The sequence below is a fragment of the Micromonospora sp. NPDC005173 genome, assembly GCF_040608515.1.
Lineage (GTDB): Bacteria > Actinomycetota > Actinomycetes > Mycobacteriales > Micromonosporaceae > Micromonospora.
Window position 1 is genome coordinate 130,099 of the sequence record NZ_JBEXIK010000010.1, and the last position, 24,599, is coordinate 154,697.

Here is a 24,599-nt window from a genome sequence, read left to right on the forward strand (position 1 = left end):
ATTCGGCGGTCCGGACCGGCCAATTCTGCACCACTGGTCACCGCCGGATCACAGCGCGTCGGCCATGGTGCCGCGCTGCGGGCGGCGGGTGGCCGCGTTCGTACACTGACCCCGTGACCGTACCGCCGCCGATCGTCGCGCCGAGCATTCTGGCCGCCGATTTCGCCCACCTCGCCGAAGAAGTCCGTGCCGTCGAGGACGCCGCGGACTGGTTGCACGTAGACGTGATGGACAACCATTTCGTGCCGAACCTGACCATCGGGCTGCCCGTGGTGCAGAGCCTGCGGGCCGTCACCGCCATGCCGTTCGACGTGCACCTGATGATCGAGGACCCACGTCGGTGGGCCCCCGGCTACGCCGACGCCGGGGCGTACAACGTCACCTTCCACGCCGAGGCGTGCGACGACCCGGTGGCGCTGGCCAAGGACCTGCGCTCGGCCGGCGCGAAGGCCGGGCTGGCCATCGACCGGGACACCCCGATCGAGCCGTACCTGGACCTGCTGCCCAGCTTCGACACCCTGCTGATCATGACCATCAAGGCCGGCTTCGGTGGGCAGCGGTTCATCCCGCAGTTGCTGGACAAGGTCCGTGCCGCCCGCCGGCACGTCGCCGCCGGGCATCTGGAGCTGCGCATCGAGGTGGACGGCGGGATCGCCGCCGACACCATCGAGCAGGCCGCCGCCGCTGGCGCCGACGCGTTCGTGGCCGGCACCGCCGTCTACGGCGCCGCCGACCCGGCGGAGGCGGTACGGCACCTGCGGGCGCTGGCGGAACGCGCGGCTCCCGGGGCCTGAGATGGACCCCGACGGCGATCGCAAGGACATCATCCTCGTCGTCGACGACGACGAGGACATCGCCCGTTTCGTCGAGTTCAACCTGCGGCTGCACGGCTTCGAGGTGATCCACGCCAGCGACGGCCAGGAGGCGTTGGAGGTCATCGAGCGGCAGCGGCCGGACCTGGCCGTGGTCGACCTGATGATGCCCCGGATCGACGGGTTGGAGCTGACCCGGCGGCTGCGGGCCGACCCGATGACCTCCGCCCTGCCGGTGATCATGTTGACGGCCAAGGGGATGACCGTGGACAAGGTGCACGGGCTCAGCGCCGGCGCCGACGACTACCTGGTCAAGCCGTTCGACACCGCCGAACTGGTGGCCCGGGTCTCGTCGACGCTGCGGCGCAACAAGGAGTTCCGGGAGGTCTCCCCGCTGACCGGGCTGCCCGGCAACAGCCGGATCCGTCGGGAGATCAGCGACCGGGTCCGGCACGGGGTGGACTACGCGGTCGGCTACGTCGACATCGACCGGTTCAAGAGCGTCAACGACCGGTACGGCTTCGTCCGTGGCGACGACTTCATCTCCGCGCTGGCCCGCAGCCTGCACCGGGCGGTGGTGGCGGTGGGTCTGCCACCGGCCTTCCTCGGCCACGTCGGCGGCGACGACTTCGTCATCGTCTGCGCCCCGGACCAGGTCCGCCCGCTGACCTCCAGGGCGGTGGTCGACTTCGAGAAGGCCGCCGACACGCTCTACGACCCGACCGACCGGGAGCGCGGCTTCGTCGAACTGAAGGACCGGCGTGGCAACATCCGCCGGGCCGCCCTGGTCACCCTCTCCATCGGGGTCTCCCTCTCCGACGACGGCAAGCGGTTCACCGACCCCCTTGAGGTGATCGCGGTGGCCTCGGAGATGAAGACGGTGGCCAAGAGTCAACCGGGATCGTACGTGGCGGTGGACCGGCGCCGTGGCGTCACCTGAGCGTGATACCGCTGTGAAGTAGCTCGCCTCGGTGGCGGCACACCCCCGTCAGCGTGTAAGACTGCCGTTGTACCCACCACGCGCTGGCGGGACTCGGTGAAATTCCGAACCGGCGGTGATCCACGGTCCAACCGTGGTCAGCCCGCGACCCGGACGGCTCTGCTGCCCGGTGGACCTGGTGAAAATCCGGGGCCGACGGTTGGGGGCGGTTCGTCCGCGCCCAGACAGTCCGGATGGGAGACAGCGCGCGGGACGGACGGGTCCGAGCCGGCCGCTGGCTTCAGCGTGCCGTGTCGACCCCCCGGGGCGGCTGCGCCGTACCCGGAATCCGCCGCCGCCTGCCCGCGGCCCCATGCCGCCTCCCTGACCGCCCGCGCGCGGACCGGCGAGTGAGAGGGCAGGGGCAAGGCGATGGCCAGCGTCTCCGTCGATGAGGCGATGCGGCGTGCGATCGAACTGGCGGCGCGCGGGCTGGGCACAACCAGCCCCAACCCGGTGGTCGGCTGCGTGCTGCTCGACGCGGACGGCCAGGTCGTCGGGGAGGGCTTCCACGCCTACGCCGGCGGCCCGCACGCCGAGATCGTCGCGCTGGCCCAGGCCGGGGAGCGGGCCCGCGGCGGCACCGCAGTGGTCACCCTGGAGCCCTGTAACCACACCGGTCGCACCGGCCCCTGCAGCAACGCGCTGGTCCAGGCCGGTGTGGGCCGGGTGGTGATCGCCGTGCCCGACCCCAACCCGGTGGCCACCGGTGGCGCGGCCACGCTGCGCTCCGCCGGGGTCCGTGTGGACCTGGGGGTACGCGGCGACGAGGCCGAGGCCGGCAACGTCGCCTGGCTGACCTCGATGCGCCGGGGCTGGCCGTACGTGATCTGGAAGTACGCCGCCACCCTGGACGGCCGGTCCGCTGCGGCGGACGGAACCAGCATGTGGATCACCTCGGAGGCGGCCCGGATCGACGTGCACGCGCTGCGCGGCACGGTCGACGCGGTCCTCGCCGGGGTCGGCACCGTGCTCGCCGATGATCCCCGGCTGACCGCCCGCAACCTGCGCGACGGCAGCCTCGCCATCCGGCAGCCGCTGCGGGTCGTGGTGGACAGCGCAGGGCGTACCCCGGCCGACGCCCGGGTCCGCGACGGCGCCGCGCGGACCTGGATCGCGACCGCCGCCGAGGTTGGCGCAGGCCCCGACGGCCGCGTCGATCTGCCGGCGCTGCTCGCGGCGCTGCACCAGCGCGGCGTCCGCGCGGTGCTGCTGGAGGGCGGCCCCCGGCTGGCCGGCGCGTTCCTGGCCGCCGGCCTGGTCGACAAGATCGTCGGTTACGTCGCGCCCCGGCTGCTCGGCGCCGGCCCGACCGCCCTGATCGACGCAGGCGTGACCACCATCGCTGAGGCCATCGATCTGGAGTACGTCGACGTTACGCAGATCGGTCCGGATCTGCGGATCACCGCGTTGCCTCGGAAGAGGGAGGGCTGACATGTTCACCGGCATTGTCGAGGAGCTGGGCGAGATCGTCCGGGTGACGGCGACGGCGGGCGATTCGGCGCTGGTCGCCGTACGCGGCCCGCTGGTCACCTCCGACGCCCGACACGGGGACTCCATCGCGGTCAACGGGGTCTGCCTGACCGTGGTGGAGGTGGCCGACGGGACCTTCACCGCCGACGTGATGGGCGAGACGCTGCGCCGCTCCGCGCTCGGCGCACTGCGCCCCGGCGACCCGGTCAACCTGGAGCGGGCCGCCGCGCTGGGCAGCCGGCTCGGCGGGCACCTGGTGCAGGGGCACGTGGACGGGGTCGGTGAGCTGATCTCCCGGGAGCCGGCCGAGCAGTGGGAGACGGTCCGGTTCCGGCTGCCCGCCGCCCTGTCCCGGTACGTGGTGGAGAAGGGCTCGATCACCATTGACGGCGTCTCGCTGACCGTCGCCGAGGTGGGCGCGGACCAGTTCGCCGTCGGGCTGATCCCGACCACGCTCAAGCTGACCACGCTCGGCGCGAAGGGCGTCGGCGACCCGGTCAACCTGGAAGTCGACGTGCTGGCCAAGTACGTCGAGCGGCTGCTCGGCGCCCGGCTGACCGACGGCCCGACCGGCCCGGTCGGCGGCGTCGCCGCCCTGGACGGGGTGGCCTGATGGGCCCGCTCGGCTGGCTGCTGGACGCCCAGGTGCAGATCGCCGGCTCGCCGGTCCTGGTCCGGGAGATCGTCGGCAACGTGTTCGGGCTGGTCTCCGCGCTGCTCGGGCTGCGTCGGCTGGTCTGGGCCTGGCCGGTCGGCATGATCGGCAACGCGCTGCTGTTCACCGTCTTCCTCGGCGGGGCGTTCGCCACCCCGCAGGCGCACGACCTGTACGGGCAGGCCGGCCGGCAGGTGTTCTTCTTCGCGGTCAGCGTCTACGGCTGGTGGCGCTGGCAGCGCAACCGCAGCGCCGGCGCCGGGCACGCCGCGGTGCTCCCGCGCTGGGCCACCGGGCGGGAGCGGCTGGCGATGCTGCTGGCCGCCGCCGTCGGCACCGCCGTGGCGTACCCGGTGCTCGCCGCGCTGGGCTCCTGGGGCCCGCTACCGGACGCCTGGATCCTCACCGGCAGCCTGCTGGCCACCTACGGCATGGCCCGCGGCTGGGTGGAGTTCTGGCTGGTCTGGATCGCGGTGGACGCGGTCGGCGTGCCACTGCTGCTGCGCGGCGGGTTCTACCCGTCGGCGGTCATGTACCTGATCTATGGCGCCTTCTGCGCCTGGGGCTTCGCCGCCTGGTGGCGCACCTCGCGCGCCGTCCGTCCGGTCGCCTCGATCCCGCCCACCTACACGGAGGCTGTCGCATGAGCGAGCGAATCATCAGGTCCAGCGCCGTGGTGCCGGCATGAGCACCTTCGCGAGCATCGAGCAGGCGGTCGCCGAGATCGCGGCCGGTCGGCCGGTCGTCGTGGTCGACGACGCCGACCGGGAGAACGAGGGCGATCTGATCTTCGCGGCCGAGCTGGCCACGCCGGAACTGCTGGCCTTCATGGTGCGGCACACCTCCGGCTACGTCTGCGTGCCGTTGACCGAGAGCGAGTGCGACCGGCTCGACCTGCCGCCGATGCACCACACCAACCAGGACCGGCGCGGCACCGCGTACACCGTGACCGTGGACGCCCGGGAGGGGGTCAGCACCGGCATCTCGGCGGCCGACCGCGCGCACACCATCCGGCTGCTCGCCGACCCGACCACCGACCCCACGGACCTGGCCCGACCCGGGCACGTGGTGCCGCTGCGGGCCCGCGAGGGCGGGGTGCTGCGCCGGCCCGGGCACACCGAGGCGGCGGTCGACCTGACCCGGCTGGCCGGGCTGCGCCCGGCGGGCGTGCTCTGTGAGCTGGTCAACGACGACGGCACCATGATGCGCGTGCCGGACCTGGAGAAGTTCTGCGCCGAGCACGGCCTCACGCTGATCACCATCGCCGACCTGATCGCCTACCGGCGGCGGACCGAGAAGCAGGTCGAGCTGGTCGCCGACGCCCGGATGCCGACCCGGCACGGGGTGTTCCGGGCGCTCGGCTACCGCGCCGAGCACGACCCGGCCGAACACATCGCGATGGTGCTGGGCGACCTCGGTGACGGCCAGGACGTGCTGGTCCGGGTGCACTCCGAGTGCCTCACCGGGGACGTGTTCGGCTCACTGCGCTGCGACTGTGGGCCGCAACTGGACGCCGCGCTGGCCCGCGTCGGGCAGGAGGGCCGGGGCGTGGTGCTCTACGTGCGCGGGCACGAGGGGCGCGGCATCGGGCTGCTGCACAAGCTGCAGGCGTACCAGCTGCAGGACCTGGGCCGGGACACCGTGGACGCCAACCTCGACCTGGGCCTGCCGGCGGACGCCCGCGACTACGGCACCGGCGCGCAGATCCTGTACGACCTGGGCGTGCGCTCGATGCGGCTGCTCACCAACAACCCGGCCAAGCGCGCCGGGCTGGAGGGCTACGGGCTGACCATCACCGGCCGGGAGGGACTGCCGGCCGGCGCGCACCCGGAGAACCTGCGCTACCTGCGCACCAAGCGGGACCGGATGGGTCACCTGCTGGACGAGTTGGACGAGGTGACCGAGGCTCCCACGGGGCGTGCGGTTGCCAGCGACGAGATCGGAGCATAAACATGGCGGGTTTCGGGGAGCCGGGCGTCGACGCGGTGGACGCGGCCGGGATGACCGTCGGGGTGGTGGCCGCCCGTTGGCACGGTGAGTTGACCGACCACATGCTGGAGCGGGCCGTCGCCGCCGCCGAGGCGTGTGGCGCGCGGGCCGTGGTGGCCCGGGTCGCCGGGTCGGTCGAGCTGCCGGTGGTCGCCCAGGCCCTCGCGCGCCGCTGCGACGTGGTGGTCGCACTCGGCGTGGTGGTCCGTGGCGCCACGGCACACTTCGACTACGTCTGCCGTTCGGTCACCGACGGGCTCACCCGGGTGGCGCTGGACGAGGGCAAGCCGGTGGCGCACGGTGTGCTCACCGTGGAGACCATCGAGCAGGCCCGGGACCGGGCCGGGCTGCCCGGCTCGGCGGAGGACAAGGGCTGGTCGGCCACCGTCGCCGCGCTGGACGCCGCGCTGGCCGTCCGGACGCTGGCCAGCAACGGTCAGCGGGTCGGCTTCGGCGGCTGACCGGCCGACTGGAAGAATCGGGTTCCGTGAAGACGTTCGAGGAGTTGTTCGCCGAGCTGCAGGCCAAGGCCGCCGCCGGCACCCCGGGCTCGGGCACCGTCGCCGCCCTGGACAAGGGGGTGCACTTCATCGGCAAGAAGGTCGTCGAGGAGGCGGCCGAGTCGTGGATGGCCGCCGAGCACGAGGGGCCGCAGCGCACCGCCGAGGAGATCTCCCAGCTGCTCTACCAGGTCCAGGTGCTGATGCTCGCCAGCGGTCTCGAGCTCAAGGACGTCTACCGACATCTGTGAGTGCCCCCACCCGTTGATCAGAGCCGCGATCGAAGGAGCACTCCGTCATGCTGCGTGTCGCCATTCCCAACAAGGGCACCCTGGCCGAGCCGGCCGCCCAGATGCTGCGCGAGGCGGGCTACCGCCAGCGCACCGACCTCAAGGACCTCATCTGCCGGGACGAGGCCAACGACGTCGAATTCTTCTACCTGCGCCCCAAGGACATCGCCACCTACGTCGGCTCCGGTGACCTCGACCTCGGTATCACCGGCCGGGACCTGCTGATCGACTCGGCCGCGCCGGCCGAGGAGGTCGTCGACCTCGCCTTCGGCCGGGCCACCTTCCGCTTCGCCGCCCGCCCCGACGACATCGCCTCCGTGCAGGACCTGGGCGGGCACCGGATCGCCACCGCGTACCCGGGCCTGGTCGAGCGGCACCTCGGCGAGGTAGGGGTCAAGGCCGACGTGATCCGCCTCGACGGCGCGGTGGAGAACGCCGTCCGGCTCGGCGTCGCCGACGTGATCGCCGACGTGGTGGAGACCGGCGCCACCCTGCGCCAGGCCGGCCTGGTCGTCTTCGGCGAGCCGCTGCTGCGCTCCTCCGCGGTGCTGGTCCGTCGGGCCGCCGCACCGGCGCACCCGCAGGCCGAGCAGTTGCTGCGCCGCCTGCACGGCGTGCTGGTGGCCCGCCGCTACGTGATGCTCGCCTACGACGTGCCGGCAGGCCTGCTGGACCGGGCCAGCGGGCTCACCCCGGGCATCGAGTCGCCCACCGTGTCGCCGCTGCACCGCGAGGGCTGGGTGGCGGTGCAGGCCATGGTGCTCCGCGATGACGTGCACCGGATCATGGACGAGCTGTACGAGCTGGGCGCCCGGGCCATCCTGGTCACCAACATCCACGCCTGCCGACTCTGACCGCTGCCCGACCGCCGGTCCGCTGCCGGGCCGCCGGCGCAGCGCTGCCTGACCGCCTGCGCAGCGCACTCGGGCGGTCGACCTGCTTGATCGACTCGGGATCGCCGATGTGGGGTGTCGGCACGCGCGGGACACCCCCACATCGCCGATCTCGAGTCGATCTACCGCCCGCGCGGCACCTGCCGGCGTGAGTGGCCGCGCGACGATCACGCTCGAACATGGAAGTAGTGGCCTCCGGCGCGGCCGAGGCCACTAGATCCCGGATTGAGCGTGATCTTCCGCAGCGCCGCGCGGTCGGCTCGGCGGCCTCGGCGCGGCCCGGCTCCGGCGCGGCGGGTGGTCCGGCTGCGGTGGCGGTGGCTCGGCGGGTGGTGCGGTCGCCGGGCGAGGGCGGATGGCAGACTGGTGGGGTGAGTGACACCGAACTGGTCCGCCTGAAGCCCCGCCGCATCCGGGTGGTCTGCTGGTCTGCGGCGGTCGCGCTCGTGGTGGTGTTCAGTCTGGTGGCCACATCGCTGAGCGGCCCGACCGGCAACGGCTACGGCAGCTTCCAGCGCGGCGACCAGTTGGCCATGATCGGTCTGGGCATCTTCGGTGCGCTGGCCTTCCTTCTGTTCACCCGCCCCCGGGTCGAGGCCGACGCGCGCGGTGTCCGGGTGCGCAACGTGATCAGCTCGTACGAGCTGCCCTGGGAGGTCGTCCGGGGAGTCCGGTTCGACCGGGGCGCGCCGTGGGCCAGCCTCGAGTTGTACGACGACGACCTGATGCCGATGGTCGCCCTACAGGCCGCCGACAAGGAGTTGGCCGTCGAGGGGGTCCGCTCGCTGCGCCGGCTGCACGAAGCGCACCAGGCTCGCCTAGCCGAGCGCGCCACCGGCCGCTAACCCGCGCCGCCCCGCACCAACCCGCGCAGCGGGTTGGTGGCGTTGCACCTGCCCACGGCGTCGCACCGCCGGGGGACAGGGCGGTGATCGGTCGACCTTCGGGCGGGCGGTGGAGCGGCAGGCGGCGGTGGGTGGTGTCCGGTTTGGGGGCGACCGGGTCGGGGGTGTAGTGTTATCGAGTCGACCAGGCTGTCTCCGCGTGCGAGCAGGCAGCCACGAAAGCGGAGCGCCTGCTCCCACCCGAGTCGCCGCTACGGTGGCCGGGTCCGGTCCCCGGTTCCGGGCATGTCCCGGTGCCGGATGCGCGATCATATGATCGTGCCGGCCGGTCGAGCGGGCCCTGGCGTATGCCGGGGCCTTCTGCTTTCCGGGTCGGTTCCCACCCGGGAGCCGCGGGGTCGGCACGAAAGCAGAAACGACTCGAGGAGGCCCCATCAGCGTCGAACCACGCGTGAACGAGCAGATCCGGGCACGTGAGGTCCGACTGGTCGGCCCCGAGGGTGAGCAGGTGGGCATCGTCCCACTGGAGCGCGCCCTTCAGCTGGCCGCGGACGTCGATCTGGACCTGGTCGAGGTTGCGCCGATGGCGCGCCCGCCGGTGTGCAAGCTCATGGACTTCGGCAAGTTCAAGTACGAGAGCGCACTGAAGGCGCGCGAAGCGCGGCGTAACCAGCAGCAGACCGTCATCAAGGAAATGAAGCTTCGGCCGAAGATCGACCCGCACGACTACGAGACCAAAAAGGGTCACGTGGTGCGGTTCCTCAAGGCGGGCGACAAGGTCAAGGTGACGATCATGTTCCGCGGTCGCGAGCAGAGCCGCCCGGAGCTGGGCTACCGGCTCCTGCGCCGGCTCGAATCCGAGATCACGGAACTGGGATACGTCGAGGCCGCTCCGAAGCAGGACGGTCGAAACATGATCATGGTTCTCGCTCCGCATCGGGCCGTCAAGGCCTCCGCGGTTGCCGCTACGGCGTCCCGCGGTGCACCTCGGGACCGGGCAGCGGACGAGTCCGCCGCTCCGGAAGCCGATGAGACCGCGGCGGCCGGCGAGACCGCAGCAGCCGGTAATACCGGCACCGCCGCCGACACCAGCGGCGAGTAACAGGGGAGAAGACGTTCCACATGCCGAAGATGAAGAGCCACACGGGTATGGGTAAGCGGGTCAAGGTCACCGGCAAGGGCAAGATCGTTGCCCAGCAGGCCGGCCTCCGCCACAACCTGGAGAAGAAGCCCTCCACCCACACCCGCCGGCTGACCGGCACGGTCGTGCTTGCCAAGGCCGACGTCAAGCGCATCAAGAAGCTGCTCGGCCGCTGACGCGCGCCACCTTTACGTAAGAAGGAGTTGAGATGGCACGCGTCAAGCGGGCTGTAAACGCCCAGAAGAAGCGTCGTACCCTGCTGGAGTCCGCGAGTGGTTATCGCGGTCAGCGCTCGCGGCTGTACCGCAAGGCCAAGGAGCAGGTGCTGCACTCGATGCAGTACGCCTACCGGGACCGTCGTGACCGCAAGGGCGACTTCCGGCAGCTGTGGATCCAGCGGATCAACGCGGGTGCCCGGGCCAACGGGATGACCTACAACCGCCTGATCCAGGGCCTGCGTCTGGCCGGTATCGAGGTCGACCGCAAGATCCTGGCCGACCTGGCCGTCAACGACGCCGCCGCCTTCGCGGCGATCGTCGAGCTGGCCCGGGCCGCGGTCGCGGCCGAGGGCACCGGCGGCGCGGCGGCCCAGGCCGCCTGATCCCCGCGCACAAGAGCGAGGCGTCTCCCGTGTCGGCACCGCCGTCCGGGGGGCGCCTCAATCGTGCCGGAGGACCACACACCATGGCCTTCACCCCGCGTACACCCAGGGTTGTCGCCGCCCGCCGGTTGCAGCGCCGCCGGGACCGCGAGGCCACCGGCCGCTTCCTGGCCGAGGGACCACAGGCCGTCCGCGAGGCGCTGGCCCGGCCCGGGGTGGTCACCGAGCTGTTCGGTACGCCCACCGCCCTCGACCGGTACGCGGAGCTGGCCACTGCCGCGGCCCGAGCCGACGTGCCGGTCTCCGAGGTGACCGACGAGGCGCTGGCCGCGCTGGCCGAGACGGTCGCCCCCCAGGGGCTGGTCGCCGTCTGCCGGCACCTGGATGTGCCGCTGGAGCAGGCGCTCGCGGGCGGGCCCCGTCTGGTGGCGGTGCTCGCCGAGATCCGTGATCCGGGCAACGCCGGCACCGTGCTGCGCACCGCCGACGCCGCCGGGGCGGGCGCGGTGGTCTTCGCCGGCGACGCCGTCGACCCGTACAACGGCAAGTGCGTGCGGGCCTCCGCCGGCAGCCTCTTCCACGTTGACGTGGTTCGCGCCGCCGACCCGGTCGAGGTGGTCGGCGCACTACGCGCCGCCGGGCTGACCGTGCTGGCCACCACGGGCTACGGCGACAGCGACCTGGACGACCTGGCCGACTCCGGGCGGCTCGCCGAGCCCACCGCCTGGCTGTTCGGCTCCGAGGCGCACGGGCTGCCCGAGGAGTTGACCGCCGCGGCCGACGCCCGGGTCCGGGTGCCGCTGCACGGGCGCGCGGAGAGCCTGAACCTGGCTGCGGCCGCCGCGGTCTGCCTGTACGCTTCGGCGAGAGCACAGCGCTGATGGTGGCCTCACCCGGCGCGACAGATCAGCAGGGGAGAGTCTCCGTCGATGGACGCGCCACGGCGTTCGTTTAGCCAGCCCGCCGGTGTCGGTGGGCGGCGGGTCTGACCTGCTCCCTGCGCAACTCCTACCGGCGGGCTGCGGCGCAGCCGCGCGTCCGTAGACTCGCTTAGCCGCCCCGGTGAGGGCTGGCGCCGCCGTGAGGGAGTGCCCGTACGCCATGAGCTACCGCAACGATCCGTACGACCCGAAGCAGGTCGCCCTGCTCGACCCGGCCGCCCTGGCCGAGGCCGTCGCCGACGCCGCGAAGGCGTTCACGGCCGCCGCCGACCCGGACGCGCTGACCGCGCTACGCCCCGCGCACCTCGGTGACCGGTCTCCGGTCTCGCTGGCCCGCCGGGAGATCGGCGCGCTGCCACCGGCCGCGAAGTCCGACGCCGGCAAGCGGGTCAACGAGGCCCGCCGGGCAATCGAGACCGCCTACGCCGACCGCGCCGAGGTCGTGGAGCGCGAGCAGGCCGAGCGGGTGTTGGTCGAGGAGCGGGTGGACGTCACCCTGCCGTACGACCGCCGTCCGCGCGGCGCCCGGCACCCGCTGAACACCCTGATGGAGTCGGTCAGCGACCTGTTCGTCGGGATGGGCTACGAGGTGGCCGAGGGCCCCGAGGTCGACCTGGAGTGGGTCAACTTCGACGCGTTGAACATCCCCGCCGACCACCCGGCGCGCGGGCTGATGGACACCTTCCACATCGCACCGGAGGGTTCCGGCCTGGTGCTGCGGACGCACACCTCGAACGTGCAGACCCGCACCATGCTCAGCCGCAAGCCGCCGATCTACGTGATCTGCCCGGGCCGGGTCTACCGCACCGACGAGGTGGACGCCACCCACAGCCCGGTCTTCCACCAGGCCGAGGGTCTCGTCGTGGACAAGGGCATCACGATGGCCCACCTGCGCGGCACCCTCGACCATTTCGCCCGGGCGATCTTCGGCCCGGAGGCGAAGACCCGGTGGCGGCCGCACTACTTCCCGTTCACCGAGCCGTCGGCGGAGTTCGACGTCTGGTTCCCGGAGCACCGCGACGGCCCCCAGTGGGTCGAGTGGGGCGGCTGCGGGATGGTCAACCCGCGGGTGCTGCGCGCCTGCGGCGTGGACCCGGAGGTCTACTCCGGATTCGCGTTCGGCATGGGCATCGACCGGACCCTGATGATCCGGCACGGGGTCAGCGACATCCGCCATCTCTTCGAGGGCGACGTGCGGTTCAGCCGCGCGCTCGGGACCGGGGCGTAGGCGATGCGGGTACGAGACACGGGAACGGTGGTCTGAAGTCATGCGAGTTTCTGTCAGTTGGCTGCGGGAGTACGTCGACCTCCCCGCCGACCTGCCCACCGGCGACCTGGAGCAGGCCCTGGTCGACCTCGGCATCGAGGTCGAGTCCGTGGTGGACCTGCGGGAGACCGTCACCGGCCAGTTGGTCGTCGGCGAGGTGCGCGAGATCGAGGAGCTCACCGGCTTCAAGAAGCCGATCCGGTTCTGCCGGGTCGACGTGGGCGACGCCAACGGCACCGGCGAGCCGCAGGAGATCGTCTGCGGAGCGCGCAACTTCGCCCCTGGCGACCGGGTGGTGGTGATCCTGCCCGGCGGTGTGCTGCCCGGCGGCTTCGCCATCGGCGCCCGCAAGACGTACGGGCACAACTCCGCCGGCATGATCTGCTCGGCGAAGGAGTTGGGCCTGGGCGACGACCACTCCGGCATCATCGTGCTGCCGCCGGACGTGGCGGCCAAGCCCGGCGACGACGCGCGGCCGGTGGTCGGTCTCGACGACGTGGTGCTGGAGCTGGAGATCACCCCGGACCGGGGGTACGCGCTGAGCCTGCGCGGCCTGGCCCGCGAGTTGTCGCACGCGTTCGACGTGCCGCTGCGTGACCCGGCCCTGGTGCCCGCGCCGGGCGGCACGCCCGAACCGGCGTACCCGGTGGAGGTGCGCGACACGATCGGCTGCGACCGGTTCGCCGCCCGCCTGGTCCGTGGCGTCGACCCGACCGCGCCCACACCGTCCTGGATGCAGCAGCGGCTCGTCACCGCCGGCATCCGCAGCATCTCGCTGCCGGTCGACATCACCAACTACGTGATGCTGGAGCTGGGCCAGCCGATGCACGCCTTCGACGCCGACCGGATCGTGGGGGCGCTGGTGGTGCGCCGGGCCGAGCCGGGGGAGAAGCTGACCACCCTGGACGGGGTCCTGCGGGTGCTCGCCTCCGACGACATGGTCATCTGCGACGCTGGGCTGCCCAACCCCGGCGCGGGCGAGGGTGCCGGCATCCCGATCTCGCTCGCCGCGGTGATGGGCGGTGAGACCAGCGAGGTCATCGCCGGCACCACCGACGTGCTCTTCGAGGCGGCGCACTGGGACCCGGCGATGGTCGGGCGGACCGCCCGCCGGCACAAGCTGTTCAGCGAGGCCGCGAAGCGCTGGGAGCGTGGCGTCGACCCGGCCCTGCCACTGGTCGCGCTGGAGCGGGCGGTGCGGCTGCTCACCGAGCACGGCGGCGGCACGCCCGGCGCGGAGATCCTGGACATCGATCACGTCCGGCCGCGTACCCCGATCAGCCTGCCGGCGGACCTGCCCACCCGGCGGATCGGCGTCGAGTACCCGCCGGCGCGGGTCGTCGCCCTGCTGGAGCGGGTCGGTTGCACGGTCGCCCAGGGTGCGGACCGGTTGGCCGAGGACCCGGGCTCGGTCGGCATGGCCAGCGGCGCCGGGGTCGCGCTCAGCGTCACCCCGCCGAGCTGGCGGCCCGACCTGACCGACCCCGCCGACCTGGTCGAGGAGGTCGTTCGCCTCGACGGGTACGACCGGGTGCCGTCGGTGCTGCCGACCGCGCCTCCCGGCCGTGGGCTCACCCCGGGGCAGCATCGGCGCCGGGCGATCGCCCGGTCCCTGGCCGAGCGGGGGTACGTGGAGGTGCTCGCGCACCCGTTCGTGTCGTCCGAGCTGGCCGACCTGCTCGGGCTGCCGGCCGACGACCCGCGCCGGCAGGCGGTGCGGCTGGCCAACCCGCTGTCCGAGGAGGAGCCGCTGCTGCGTACCACGCTGCTCGGCCCGCTGCTCGGCATCCTCAAGCGCAACCTCGGCCGGGGTCTTCGCGACCTGGCGCTCTCCGAGATCGGTGCGGTCTTCCACCCGCGGGTGGACGCCGGCAGCCCGCCGGCGATGGGTGTGGACCGGCGTCCCACCGACGCGGAGTTCGCGGCCGCCGACGCGGTGGTGCCGGCGCAGCCGGTGCACGTCGCGGTGGTGCTGACCGGCGACCTCGACCCGGCCGGCTGGTGGGGTCCGGGTCGGCCGGCCGGCTGGGCGGACGCGATCGAGGCGGCCCGCGACGTGCTGGACGCTGCCGGCGTTCCGGCCGAGCGGGTCGAGGTACGTGCCGCCGAGTACGCCCCGTGGCACCCGGGCCGCTGCGCCGAGGTGCGGGTCGACGGCACAGTCGTCGGACACGCCGGCGAGCTGCACCCGGTGGTGGTGGCGGCGCTGGAGCTCCCGCGCCGTACCTGTGCCATGGAGCTGGACCTGGACGCGTTGCCGTCCGCGCCGGTGACGCCCGCCCCGGCGGTCTCCGGCTTCCCGCCGGCGCTGATCGACGTGGCCCTGGTCGTGGACGACTCGGTGCCGGCGGAGCAGGTGCGCCGGGCGCTGGAGGCGGGCGCCGGCGAGCTGCTGGAGGACGTGCGGCTGTTCGACGTGTACGCCAGTGAGCAGCTCGGTGCGGGTCGCCGGTCACTGGCCTACAAGCTCACCTTCCGGGCGCCGGACCGGACGCTGACCGTCGAGGAGGCGGTGGCCGCCCGCGACGCGGCGGTCGCCGTCGCGGCGGAGCGCGTGGGGGCGATCCTGCGCGGCGCCTGAGGCGATCTGACACTGGCGTGTCCTCCGTCGGCATGGTCCGACGGAGGACACGTCCGTATCGGGGTGTGCCGCGCGTCACACTCTCATCTCCATGCACTCGGCTGCATTAAGTTGCAGCGGCTGATCATCGCTGCTAGCCTTCGTTGCATAGTCATGCGGAGGTGAGTATGGGAATCCGAGTCGCGGTCGCCGGAGCGAGCGGCTACGCCGGGGGCGAATTGCTGCGCCTGGTCGCCGGGCACCCGGAGTTCGACGTGGTGGCCGCCACCGCGCACCGCCAGGCCGGGCACCGCGTTGACGTGGTGCACCCGCAGCTCACCGGTCTGGACCTGGTGCTCGGCGAGACCGACCCGGCGACCCTGGCCGACGCGGACCTGGTCTTCCTGGCCCTGCCGCACGGTGAGTCGGCGGCTCTTGCTGCCCAATTGCCGGCCGATGTCCGGATCGTGGACCTCGGCGCCGACCACCGGCTCGCCGACCCGTACGCCTGGGCGCAGTACTACGGCGGCACGCACGCCGGCCAGTGGACCTACGGCCTGCCCGAGCTGCCCGGCCAGCGGGAGCTGATCGCCGGCTCCACCCGGGTGGCGAACACCGGCTGCTACGCCGCCGCGATCACCCTGGCGCTCGCGCCGCTGATCGCGGCCGGTGCGGCCAGCCCCGCCGACGTGGTGGTGGTCGCCGCCTCCGGCACCTCCGGCGCCGGGCGGGCCGCCAAGCCGCACCTGCTGGGCAGCGAGGTGATGGGGGACCTGTCGCCGTACCGGGTCGGCACCCACCAGCACGTACCGGAGATCAAGCAGGCCGCCGGCGCGACCGGCCTCTCGCTCACCCCGGTGCTGGCGCCGATGTCGCGCGGCATCCTGGCCACGGTCACCGCGACGCCGGCGCGCGGCGTCGACCCGCAGCAGGTGCTGGCCCAGGCGTACGCGGACGCGCCGTTCGTGCACGTGCTGCCGGAGGGTCGATGGCCGCACACCGGCGCCACCCTCGGCTCGAACTCCTGCCACCTGCAGGCCACCGTCGACGTCGACTCCGGGCGCCTGATCGTGCTCAGCGCGTTGGACAACCTGGGCAAGGGCGCGGCCGGCCAGGCCGTCCAGAACGCCAACCTGATGCTCGGCCTGCCGGAGACGACAGGGCTTTCCGTCTGGGGGGTTGCCCCGTGAGCGTCACCACCCCTCGGGGGTTCCGGGCGGCCGGGGTGGCCGCCGGGCTGAAGGCCAGCGGTGGCGCGGACGTCGCGCTGGTGGTCAACGACGGCCCGGACGCCGGGGTCGCCGGGGTCTTCACCACCAACCGGGTCAAGGCGGCACCGGTGCGCTGGACCCAGCAGGTCGTGCACGGCGGCGTGGTCCGCGCGGTGGTGCTCAACTCCGGTGGCGCCAACGCCTGCACCGGCCCGGCCGGTTTCCAGGACACCCACGCCACCGCCGAGCACACCGCCGCCGCGCTGACCTCGGTCAGCCCACGGTTGATCCTCGGCGCCGGCGAGGTGGCGGTCTGCTCCACCGGCCTGATCGGTGAGCGGCTGCCGATGCCGAAGCTGCTGCCCGGGGTCCGCTCGGCGATCCGGGGTCTGTCCCGTGACGGCGGTCCGGCCGCCGCCGAGGCGATCATGACCACGGACACCCGGCCGAAGACCACGGTGGCCCGGGGCAGCGGCTGGACGGTCGGCGGTATGGCCAAGGGCGCTGGGATGCTCGCGCCGGGGATGGCCACCATGCTCTGTGTGCTGACCACCGACGCGGTGGCCGGGCCGGCGACCCTGGACGAGGCGCTGCGCGCGGCCACCCGGGTCAGCTTCGACCGGGTCGACTCCGACGGCTGCATGTCCACCAATGACACGGTGCTGCTGCTGGCCAGCGGCGCGAGTGGCATCGAGCCGACCCCGGCCGAGCTGACCGCCGCGGTCACCGCGGCCTGTCACGACCTGGCCCAGCAGTTGATCGCCGACGCCGAGGGCGCCACCAAGCAGATCGCCATCGACGTGGTCGGTGCGGCCGACGAGGACGACGCGGTCGAGGTGGGCCGCTCGGTGGCCCGCAACAACCTGGTCAAGACCGCGCTGTTCGGCAACGACCCGAACTGGGGCCGGATCCTCGCCGCCGTCGGCACCACCACCGCCGCGTTCGAGCCGGACGGGGTGGACGTGGCGGTCAACGAGGTGTGGGTGTGCAGGGACGGCGCCGCCGCCGAGGACCGCTCGAAGGTCGACCTGACTGGGCGGGACGTGACCATCCGGATCGACCTGCACGCCGGCACGTCGGCCGCGACGATCTGGACCAACGACCTGTCCCACGCCTACGTGCACGAGAACTCGGCGTACTCCACATGAGCCTCAGCACCGACCTCACCCGGGCCCAGGTCAAGGCGGAGGCGCTGATTGAGGCGCTGCCCTGGCTGGCTCGTTTCTCCGGCTCCACGGTGGTGGTCAAGTACGGCGGCAACGCCATGACCGACCCCGAGCTGCAGCGGGCGTTCGCCGCCGACATGGTCTTCCTGCGCTACGCCGGCCTCAAGCCCGTGGTGGTGCACGGCGGCGGCCCGCAGATCTCCGCCATGCTGGGCCGGCTCGGCATCGCCAGCGAGTTCCGGGGTGGGCTGCGGGTGACCACCGCCGAGGCGATGGACGTGGTCCGGATGGTCCTGGTCGGGCAGGTGGGCCGGGAGCTGGTCGGGCTGATCAACTCGCACGGCCCGTTCGCCGTGGGTCTCTCCGGCGAGGACGCCCGGCTGTTCACCGCGGTACGCCGCCCGGCGTACGTGGACGGCCTGCCGGTCGACGTCGGCCAGGTCGGCGACGTCGAGTCGGTCGACGTGTCGGCGGTGACCGACCTGATCGGGGCCGGCCGGATCCCGGTGATCTCCACGGTCGCGCCGGACGCCGACGGTGTGCTGCACAACCTCAACGCGGACACCGCCGCCGCCGCGCTGGCCGTCGCGTTGCAGGCCCGCAAGCTGGTCGTGCTCACCGACGTGGCCGGCCTGTACGCCGACTGGCCGGACACCACCAGCCTGATCTCCGAGATCAACACCGACGACCTGGCGAAGCTGCTGCCCAGCCTCGAATCGGGGATGGTGCCCAAGATGGAGGCCTGCGTGCGGGCGGTGGGCGGGGGAGTGCCTGCCGCACACGTCGTCGATGGTCGGGTGGCGCACTCCACGTTGCTCGAGGTCTTCACCTCGGAAGGGTTCGGAACGATGGTGATTGCGGCATGAGCACGTTGGTGCAGCGCTGGGGTCAGTCCATGATGGACAACTACGGCACTCCGCCGCTGGCGCTGGTCTCCGGCACCGGTGCGGTCGTGGTCGACGACGCCGGCCGGGAGTACCTCGACCTGGTGGGCGGGATCGCGGTGAACGCGCTCGGCCACGCCCACCCGGCCGTGGTGGCCGCCGTCTCCAAGCAGGTCGCCACCCTCGGGCACGTCTCCAACCTCTACGTCGCCGAGCCGCCGGTCGCGCTGGCCGAGGTGCTGCTGGCGCTCGCCGGCCGGCCCGGCCGGGTCTTCTTCGCCAACTCCGGGGCGGAGGCGAACGAAGCGGCGTTCAAGCTCTCCCGGCGGACCGGCCGCAGCCACGTGGTCGCTACCCGGGGCGGGTTCCACGGCCGCACCATGGGGGCCCTCGCGCTGACCGGCCAGCCGGCCAAGGCCGACCCGTTCCGCCCGCTGCCCGGCGACGTGACCCACGTCGACTACGGCGACGTCGCTGCCCTCGAGGCGGCGGTCACCGACGCCACCGCCATGGTGATCCTGGAGCCGATCCAGGGCGAGGCCGGCGTGGTCGTACCGCCGGCCGGCTACCTCGCCGCGGCGCGGAAGATCACCGCCCGGCACGGCGCGCTGCTGGTGCTCGACGAGGTGCAGACCGGCATCGGTCGTACCGGGCACTGGTTCGCCCACCAGGCCGAGGGCGTGGAACCGGACGTGGTCACCCTGGCCAAGGGGCTGGGCGGCGGGCTGCCGCTCGGCGCTACGCTGGCCTTCGGTCGGGCCGCCGACCTGCTCACGCCGGGCTCACACGGCACCACCTTCGGTGGCAACCCGGTCAGCTGCGCCGCCGCGCTCGCCGTGGTGGCGACCATCGCCAACGAGGGGCTGCTCGACCACGTGAAGCGGGTCGGCGAGCGGCTGCGCGGCGGGATCGAGGCGTTGGACCACCCGCTGGTCGCCGGGGTGCGGGGCGCCGGGCTGCTGCTCGGTGTGGCGCTCACCGCGCCGGTGGCGCCGGTGCTGTCCGAGGCGCTGCGCGAGGCCGGTTTCCTGGTCAACCCGGTGCAGCCGGGCGTGGTCCGGCTCGCCCCGCCGCTGATCCTCACCACCGCCCAGGTGGACGCCTTCCTCGCCGCGCTGCCCACCGCCCTGAACGCGTCAACCCCCGCCACTGCCGCAGATCTCGGAGGGGACCTGCCCTCCCAGGAGTCGGCAGCTTCCAAGAACTCCGCGCCGACCACCGCCACCGCCACGACGGGAACGACCCCATGACCCGGCACTTCCTGCGCGACGACGACCTCTCGCCCGCCGAGCAGGCCACGGTGCTCGACCTGGCCGCGCGGATGAAGGCGGACCGGTTCGGCCACCGGCCGCTGGCCGGGCCGCGCTCGGTGGCGGTGCTCTTCGACAAGCAGAGCCTGCGGACCCGGATCTCGTTCGACGCCGGGATCGCCGAGCTGGGCGGCCACCCCCTCATCGTGGACACCCAGCTCACCCACTTCGGACGGGGCGAGACGCTGGCCGACGCCGGCCGGGTGCTGTCCCGCTACGTCGCGGCCATCGTGCTGCGCACCCACGGCGACGACCGGATCGCCGAGGTGGCGGCGGGCGCGAGCGTGCCGGTGATCAACGCACTCACCGACGGCTTCCACCCCTGCCAGCTGCTGGCCGACCTGTTGACCGTTCGCGAGCGGTGCGGTGGCACGGCCGGCCGCACGCTGGCCTACGTGGGGGACGGCGGCAACAACATGGCGCAGTCGTACCTGCTGGCCGGGGTGACGGCCGGGATGCACGTGCGGATCGGCGGGCCGGCCGGCTTCGCACCGGACCCGGCCGTGGTGGACCGGGCGGCGGAGATCGCCGCCGGCACCGGCGGGTCGGTGCGGGTGTTGACCGATCCGGGCCAGGCGGTACGTGACGCCGACGTGGTGGCGACCGACACCTGGACCTCGATGGGGCAGGAAACCGACGGGCTGGACCGGATCACCCCGTTCCTGCCGTACCAGGTCAACAAGGAACTGCTCGGCCAGGCCGCGCCGGACGCGATCGTGCTGCACTGCCTGCCCGCGCACCGGGGCGAGGAGATCAGCGATGAGGTGTTCGACGGCCCGCAGAGCGCGGTCTTCGACCAGGCCGAGAACCGGCTGCACGCCCAGAAGGCGCTGCTGACCTTCCTGCTGGGGGCCGACGGCGTAGCCGGGGAGACCCGATGACCGCCCCGTTGACCCGCGCCGCCCGGCACGCCCGGATCGTCGAGCTGATCCGTGACCGGGTGGTCCGCTCGCAGACCGAACTGGCCGACCTGCTGGCCAGCGACGGCGTCGGGGTCACCCAGGCCACCCTCTCACGGGACCTGGAGGAGCTCGGCGCGGTCAAGGTGCGCGGCGGCGACGGGCCGGCGGTCTACCTGATCCCCGAGGACGGCCACCGGCCGCTGCGCGACGCCGAGGCGGCCCCCGCCCGGCTGGTGCGGCTGCTGCGCGAGCTGCTCAACGGGGTCGACTCCAGCGGCAACATCGCCGTGCTGCGTACCCCACCGGGTGCAGCCCAATACCTGGCCAGCGCGTTGGACCGAGCGGGCCTGCCCGAGATCGTCGGCACCATCGCCGGCGACGACACCATCCTCGTCGTGGCCCGCGAGGCCGTCGGCGGGGCCGCACTCGGCGAGAAGCTCGCCGGCTGGGCCCGCAGGGAAGACACCGTTGAAGGGAACACCACACCATGACCGAGCGGGTCGTCCTGGCGTACTCCGGAGGGCTGGACACCTCCGTCGCCATTCCTTACCTGGCCGAGCAGACCGGCGCCGAGGTGATCGCGGTAGCGGTCGACGTCGGGCAGGGCGGCGAGGACCTTGACGCCATCCGGCAGCGCGCGCTGGACTGCGGCGCCGCCGAGTCCGAGGTGGTCGACGCGCGCGACGAGTTCGCCGCCGACTACTGCCTGCCGGCCATCCGGGCCAACGCCCTCTACATGGACCGCTACCCGCTGGTCTCGGCGCTGTCCCGGCCGCTGATCGTCAAGCACCTGGTGGCCGCGGCGCGTCAGTACGGCGGGACCATCGTCTCGCACGGCTGCACCGGCAAGGGCAACGACCAGGTCCGGTTCGAGGTGGGCCTGAACGCGCTCGCCCCCGACCTGAAGATCATCGCGCCGGCCCGGGACTTCGCCTGGACGCGGGACAAGGCGATCGCCTTCGCCGAGGAGAAGGGGCTGCCGATCGACGTCTCGGCGAAGTCGCCGTACTCCATCGACCAGAACCTGTGGGGTCGCGCGGTGGAGACCGGGTTCCTGGAGGACATCTGGAACGCCCCGATCGAGGACCTCTACTCCTACACCGACGACCCGGCGCAGGACCGCGACGCCGACGAGGTCGTGATCACCTTCGACGCCGGCGTGCCGGTGGCCATCGACGGTGAGACGGTCACCCCGTACCAGGCGATCCTGGAGCTGAACCGGCGCGCCGGGGCGCAGGGCGTGGGCCGGCTCGACATGGTCGAGGACCGGCTGGTCGGCATCAAGAGCCGCGAGGTGTACGAGGCTCCCGGCGCGATCGCGCTGATCACCGCCCACCAGGAGCTGGAGGCGGTCACCGTGGAGCGGGACCTGGCCCGGTTCAAGAAGAGCGTCGACCAGCGCTGGGGTGAGCTGGTCTACGACGGCCTGTGGTTCTCGCCGCTGAAGGACTCGCTGGACGCGTTCATCGACGACGCGCAGCAGCACGTGAGCGGCGAGGTGCGGATGACCCTGCACGGCGGCCGGGTCACCGTCACCGGCCGGCGCTCCGAGGCGAGCCTCTACGACTTCGGAATGGCCACCTACGACACCGGCGACACCTTCGACCAGTCCCTGGCCAAGGGTTTCGTGCAGCTGTGGGGCCTGCCGAGCCGGATGGCCGCCGCGCGGAACGCCCGGCTGGGCGGCTCCGGCCAGTGACCCTCACAATGGGCGGCGTGGACGACAAGAGCCTGACCGAGAACAGCGCCGCCACCAACCGGACGAGCCTGTGGGGTGGTCGGTTCGCCGGCGGCCCCGCCGAGGCGCTCGCCCGGCTGTCGGTGAGCGTGCAGTTCGACTGGCGCCTGGCCCCGTACGACATCGCCGGTTCCCGGGCGCACGCCCGGGTGCTGGCGGGCGCCGGCCTGCTCGACCCCGACGAGCTGGGCCGGATCCTGGCCGCCCTGGACGACCTGGAGGCCGCCTGCGCCTCCGGGGCGTTCCGTCCCACGGTCGACGACGAGGACGTGCACACCGCGCTGGAACGCGGGCTGCTGGAGCGGCTGGGCAGCCTCGGCGGAAAACTGCGCGCCGGCCGGTCCCGCAACGACCAGGTCGCCACCGACCTGCGGCTCTACCTGCGCGACCACGCCCGGGGCGTGGCCAGCCGACTGGTCGAGCTGGCCGAGGCGCTGGTCGAGCAGGCCGAGCGGCACGTCGACACCGCCGCGCCCGGCATGACCCACCTGCAGCACGCCCAGCCGGTCACCTTCGGGCACTGGCTGCTCGCCCACGTGCAGCCGCTGCTGCGCGACCTGGAGCGGCTGCGTGACTGGGACCACCGGGCGGCGATCAGCCCGCTCGGCGCCGGCGCGCTGGCCGGCTCCGGGCTGCCGCTCGACCCGGTGGCCGTGGCCAAGGAGTTGGGCTTCCGCACGTCGTTCGCCAACTCGATGGACGCCGTCGCCGACCGGGACTTCGTCGCCGAGTTCCTCTTCACCACCGCCCTGATCGGGGTGCACCTGTCCCGGCTCGGCGAGGAGGTGGTGCTCTGGACCTCGCACGAGTTCGGCTGGGTGGAGCTGGACGACGCGTTCGCCACCGGCTCGTCGATCATGCCGCAGAAGAAGAACGCGGACATCGCCGAGCTGGCCCGGGGCAAGTCCGGCCGGCTGGTCGGCGGCCTGATTGCCGTCCTCACCATGCTCAAGGGTCTGCCGATGACCTACGACCGGGACATGCAGGAGGACAAGGAGCCGGCCTTCGACGCGGTCGACACCCTGGAACTGCTGCTGCCGGCGCTGGCGGGGATGATCTCCACGATGACCGTGCGGGTGGACCGGCTGGTGGCCGCCGCGCCGGTCGGCTTCTCGCTGGCCACGGAAGTGGCCGACTGGCTGGTCCGCAGGGGCGTGCCGTTCCGTGACGCGCACGAGATCACCGGCCGGCTGGTGGCGCTCTGCGCGGTCCGGGAGTGCGAGCTGGAGGAGGTCTCCGACGCCGATCTGGCCGCGGTCAGCGAGCACCTCGACCCGTCGGTGCGCGATGTGCTCTCGGTCCGTTCGGCCCTCGCGGCCCGGACCACCCCCGGCTCCACCGGCCCCGGCCCGGTCGCCGACCAACTGGCCGCCGCCGCGGACCGGCTGGTCGGCTGGCGGGAGTGGGCCACCGAGCGGGTCGTACCCCGCTGATCCCACCGTGGCGCCGGCGCGACTCGCCGCCGGCGCCGCGGTCCGTTCAGGCCGTCGGGCGCTCCCGCTTCGGGAGCTTGGCCACCACCATGTCGTACGACGCGTCGACCGCCTCGGTGAGCTCGTCCTCGTCGATCCCGCCGTCCAGGCGCAGGGTGTTCCACCCGGACCGGCCGATGTAGGCCATCACCCGGGCGTCGTCGGGGTGGCGGTGCAGCCACTCGTCGGCGACCTCACGGGTCTGGCCGCACTTCACCCCGACCGTCGGGTTTCCCTCGCCGTTGCCGAGGAAGGCGAAGATCCGGCCGCCGACCTTCACCACCTCGTCGCCCTCCCATGGCCGGTCCAGCCACGCCCCCGGCTTGGCCAGGCAGTACGCCAGCATCTCCGCGCGCTCCATGGGTGCCTCCCGGAATCGTCGTGCGCACAGTCTGCGCGCCCGGCCGGCGTGCGGCATGCCAGTCGGCCGGGCGGGTCGCCACGCCGTCAGCGTGTCTGCTCGGCCGAGCGGGCGGCGACCCGCTCGTAGCGCTGTCGGGCGGCCTGCGCGCTGCCCAGGCCCAGCCCGTACGCGATGGCCTGCCAGGTCAGCCCTCGGTCGCGGGCCAGCGTCAACAGCCCGGCTTCCAGGGCGTCCAGCTCCGCGCGGACGTGCGGCAGCAGGGTCAGCGCGGCCGTGAGGTCGGCGCCGTCGACCGGCTCCTCCGTGGGCTCCCGCTCGGCTCCACCCGCGGCCAGGGCGGTGACCAGGGCCACCGCCTCCCACGGGTCCAGCACGTACGGATGCGCCCAGCGCCCTCGCTGAGCGTCGGTGCCGGCGTGTCGCTCGCTGATCCGTTGCAGCGCCTCGTGGGTGCGGTGGGCGCGGACACGAGCCGGGTTCGGCGCGGTGAACGGGTCGTCGATCGTCATGGTCCGATCACAGCTCATCAACGCAGTCTTGTCAACAGAATGTTGAAAGACGCCCCGACGGCGCCGACGGCCGGATGGTCTTGCCCTTGACCGGCCC

At 72.9% G+C, this 24,599-nt stretch carries 26 protein-coding genes and 1 riboswitch; of the genes, 24 read left to right on the plus strand and 2 right to left on the minus strand.

Annotation, left to right across the window (positions count from 1 at the left end):
• Nucleotides 1-113 precede the first annotated feature (113 nt).
• The 24 genes from rpe (at nt 114) to argH (ending at nt 23,590) form a co-directional block, all read left to right on the plus strand.
• Nucleotides 114-794, plus strand: a complete 681-nt coding sequence (gene rpe, locus ABZV00_RS14615) for a ribulose-phosphate 3-epimerase (RefSeq protein ID WP_328414119.1) — start codon at nt 114-116, stop codon at nt 792-794.
• Nucleotide 795: 1 nt separating this feature from the next.
• A complete protein-coding gene (locus ABZV00_RS14620; protein WP_328414120.1) occupies nt 796-1,752 on the plus strand; it encodes a response regulator in 957 nt (318 codons plus the stop codon).
• A gap of 78 nt (nt 1,753-1,830) precedes the next feature.
• A riboswitch (FMN riboswitch) is annotated at nt 1,831-2,001 on the plus strand.
• Nucleotides 2,002-2,163: 162 nt separating this feature from the next.
• Nucleotides 2,164-3,225 (plus strand): bifunctional diaminohydroxyphosphoribosylaminopyrimidine deaminase/5-amino-6-(5-phosphoribosylamino)uracil reductase RibD, encoded by a 1,062-nt coding sequence (ribD, locus tag ABZV00_RS14625; protein WP_328426466.1) that lies wholly within the window; start codon nt 2,164-2,166, stop codon nt 3,223-3,225.
• Nucleotide 3,226: 1 nt separating this feature from the next.
• Nucleotides 3,227-3,877, plus strand: a complete 651-nt coding sequence (locus ABZV00_RS14630; RefSeq protein ID WP_328414122.1) for a riboflavin synthase — start codon at nt 3,227-3,229, stop codon at nt 3,875-3,877.
• Nucleotides 3,877-4,566 carry a nicotinamide riboside transporter PnuC gene (pnuC, locus tag ABZV00_RS14635; protein WP_328414124.1) on the plus strand — a complete coding sequence of 230 codons (690 nt, stop codon included), beginning with the start codon at nt 3,877-3,879 and terminating at the stop codon, nt 4,564-4,566. The genes ABZV00_RS14630 and pnuC overlap by 1 nt, the downstream gene beginning before the upstream one ends.
• A 37-nt stretch (nt 4,567-4,603) precedes the next feature.
• Nucleotides 4,604-5,869 carry a bifunctional 3,4-dihydroxy-2-butanone-4-phosphate synthase/GTP cyclohydrolase II gene (locus tag ABZV00_RS14640; protein WP_328414126.1) on the plus strand — a complete coding sequence of 422 codons (1,266 nt, stop codon included), beginning with the start codon at nt 4,604-4,606 and terminating at the stop codon, nt 5,867-5,869.
• A gap of 2 nt (nt 5,870-5,871) precedes the next feature.
• Nucleotides 5,872-6,369: a 6,7-dimethyl-8-ribityllumazine synthase gene (ribH, locus tag ABZV00_RS14645; protein ID WP_328414128.1), complete on the plus strand. Its 498-nt coding sequence runs from the start codon at nt 5,872-5,874 to the stop codon at nt 6,367-6,369.
• A gap of 8 nt (nt 6,370-6,377) precedes the next feature.
• A complete protein-coding gene (locus tag ABZV00_RS14650) occupies nt 6,378-6,659 on the plus strand; it encodes a phosphoribosyl-ATP diphosphatase (RefSeq protein ID WP_328426468.1) in 282 nt (93 codons plus the stop codon).
• A gap of 47 nt (nt 6,660-6,706) precedes the next feature.
• The gene (gene hisG / locus ABZV00_RS14655; protein ID WP_355605844.1) at nt 6,707-7,552 is read left to right on the plus strand and encodes an ATP phosphoribosyltransferase; all 846 of its coding nucleotides are present in this window, start codon (nt 6,707-6,709) and stop codon (nt 7,550-7,552) included.
• A 410-nt stretch (nt 7,553-7,962) separates the two neighbouring features.
• A complete protein-coding gene (locus ABZV00_RS14660) occupies nt 7,963-8,436 on the plus strand; it encodes a PH domain-containing protein (RefSeq protein ID WP_355605847.1) in 474 nt (157 codons plus the stop codon).
• 451 nt (nt 8,437-8,887) lie between these two features.
• Nucleotides 8,888-9,538, plus strand: a complete 651-nt coding sequence (infC, locus tag ABZV00_RS14665; protein WP_328414137.1) for a translation initiation factor IF-3 — start codon at nt 8,888-8,890, stop codon at nt 9,536-9,538.
• 20 nt (nt 9,539-9,558) lie between these two features.
• A complete protein-coding gene (rpmI, locus tag ABZV00_RS14670) occupies nt 9,559-9,753 on the plus strand; it encodes a 50S ribosomal protein L35 (protein ID WP_328414139.1) in 195 nt (64 codons plus the stop codon).
• A gap of 32 nt (nt 9,754-9,785) precedes the next feature.
• Nucleotides 9,786-10,178, plus strand: a complete 393-nt coding sequence (rplT, locus tag ABZV00_RS14675; protein ID WP_281583696.1) for a 50S ribosomal protein L20 — start codon at nt 9,786-9,788, stop codon at nt 10,176-10,178.
• 29 nt (nt 10,179-10,207) lie between these two features.
• Complete coding sequence (locus ABZV00_RS14680; RefSeq protein ID WP_355605852.1) at nt 10,208-11,059, plus strand: RNA methyltransferase; 852 nt, start codon at nt 10,208-10,210, stop codon at nt 11,057-11,059.
• Between the two features lie 220 nt (nt 11,060-11,279).
• Nucleotides 11,280-12,347 (plus strand): phenylalanine--tRNA ligase subunit alpha, encoded by a 1,068-nt coding sequence (pheS, locus tag ABZV00_RS14685; RefSeq protein WP_355605855.1) that lies wholly within the window; start codon nt 11,280-11,282, stop codon nt 12,345-12,347.
• A gap of 40 nt (nt 12,348-12,387) precedes the next feature.
• A complete protein-coding gene (gene pheT / locus ABZV00_RS14690) occupies nt 12,388-14,967 on the plus strand; it encodes a phenylalanine--tRNA ligase subunit beta (RefSeq protein WP_355605858.1) in 2,580 nt (859 codons plus the stop codon).
• 167 nt (nt 14,968-15,134) lie between these two features.
• Complete coding sequence (gene argC, locus ABZV00_RS14695; protein WP_355605861.1) at nt 15,135-16,136, plus strand: N-acetyl-gamma-glutamyl-phosphate reductase; 1,002 nt, start codon at nt 15,135-15,137, stop codon at nt 16,134-16,136.
• Nucleotides 16,133-17,305: a bifunctional glutamate N-acetyltransferase/amino-acid acetyltransferase ArgJ gene (argJ, locus tag ABZV00_RS14700; protein WP_355605863.1), complete on the plus strand. Its 1,173-nt coding sequence runs from the start codon at nt 16,133-16,135 to the stop codon at nt 17,303-17,305. The genes argC and argJ overlap by 4 nt, the downstream gene beginning before the upstream one ends.
• A complete protein-coding gene (argB, locus tag ABZV00_RS14705; RefSeq protein ID WP_355605865.1) occupies nt 17,302-18,189 on the plus strand; it encodes an acetylglutamate kinase in 888 nt (295 codons plus the stop codon). The genes argJ and argB overlap by 4 nt, the downstream gene beginning before the upstream one ends.
• Complete coding sequence (locus ABZV00_RS14710) at nt 18,186-19,457, plus strand: acetylornithine transaminase (RefSeq protein WP_355605868.1); 1,272 nt, start codon at nt 18,186-18,188, stop codon at nt 19,455-19,457. Before argB ends, ABZV00_RS14710 begins: the two co-directional genes overlap by 4 nt.
• Complete coding sequence (argF, locus tag ABZV00_RS14715; protein ID WP_355605870.1) at nt 19,454-20,398, plus strand: ornithine carbamoyltransferase; 945 nt, start codon at nt 19,454-19,456, stop codon at nt 20,396-20,398. The genes ABZV00_RS14710 and argF overlap by 4 nt, the downstream gene beginning before the upstream one ends.
• On the plus strand, nt 20,395-20,910 hold the full coding sequence (locus ABZV00_RS14720; RefSeq protein WP_355605873.1) for an arginine repressor: 516 nt from the start codon (nt 20,395-20,397) through the stop codon (nt 20,908-20,910). The genes argF and ABZV00_RS14720 overlap by 4 nt, the downstream gene beginning before the upstream one ends.
• On the plus strand, nt 20,907-22,118 hold the full coding sequence (locus ABZV00_RS14725) for an argininosuccinate synthase (protein WP_355605876.1): 1,212 nt from the start codon (nt 20,907-20,909) through the stop codon (nt 22,116-22,118). The genes ABZV00_RS14720 and ABZV00_RS14725 overlap by 4 nt, the downstream gene beginning before the upstream one ends.
• Before the next feature lie 8 nt (nt 22,119-22,126).
• The gene (argH, locus tag ABZV00_RS14730; protein WP_355605977.1) at nt 22,127-23,590 is read left to right on the plus strand and encodes an argininosuccinate lyase; all 1,464 of its coding nucleotides are present in this window, start codon (nt 22,127-22,129) and stop codon (nt 23,588-23,590) included.
• A gap of 46 nt (nt 23,591-23,636) precedes the next feature.
• Here argH and ABZV00_RS14735 read toward each other — a convergent pair whose 3' ends face one another.
• Complete coding sequence (locus ABZV00_RS14735; RefSeq protein WP_355605879.1) at nt 23,637-23,990, minus strand: MmcQ/YjbR family DNA-binding protein; 354 nt, start codon at nt 23,988-23,990, stop codon at nt 23,637-23,639.
• Between the two features lie 86 nt (nt 23,991-24,076).
• Complete coding sequence (locus ABZV00_RS14740) at nt 24,077-24,502, minus strand: DNA-binding protein (RefSeq protein WP_355605881.1); 426 nt, start codon at nt 24,500-24,502, stop codon at nt 24,077-24,079.
• Between the last annotated feature and the right edge of the window lie 97 nt (nt 24,503-24,599).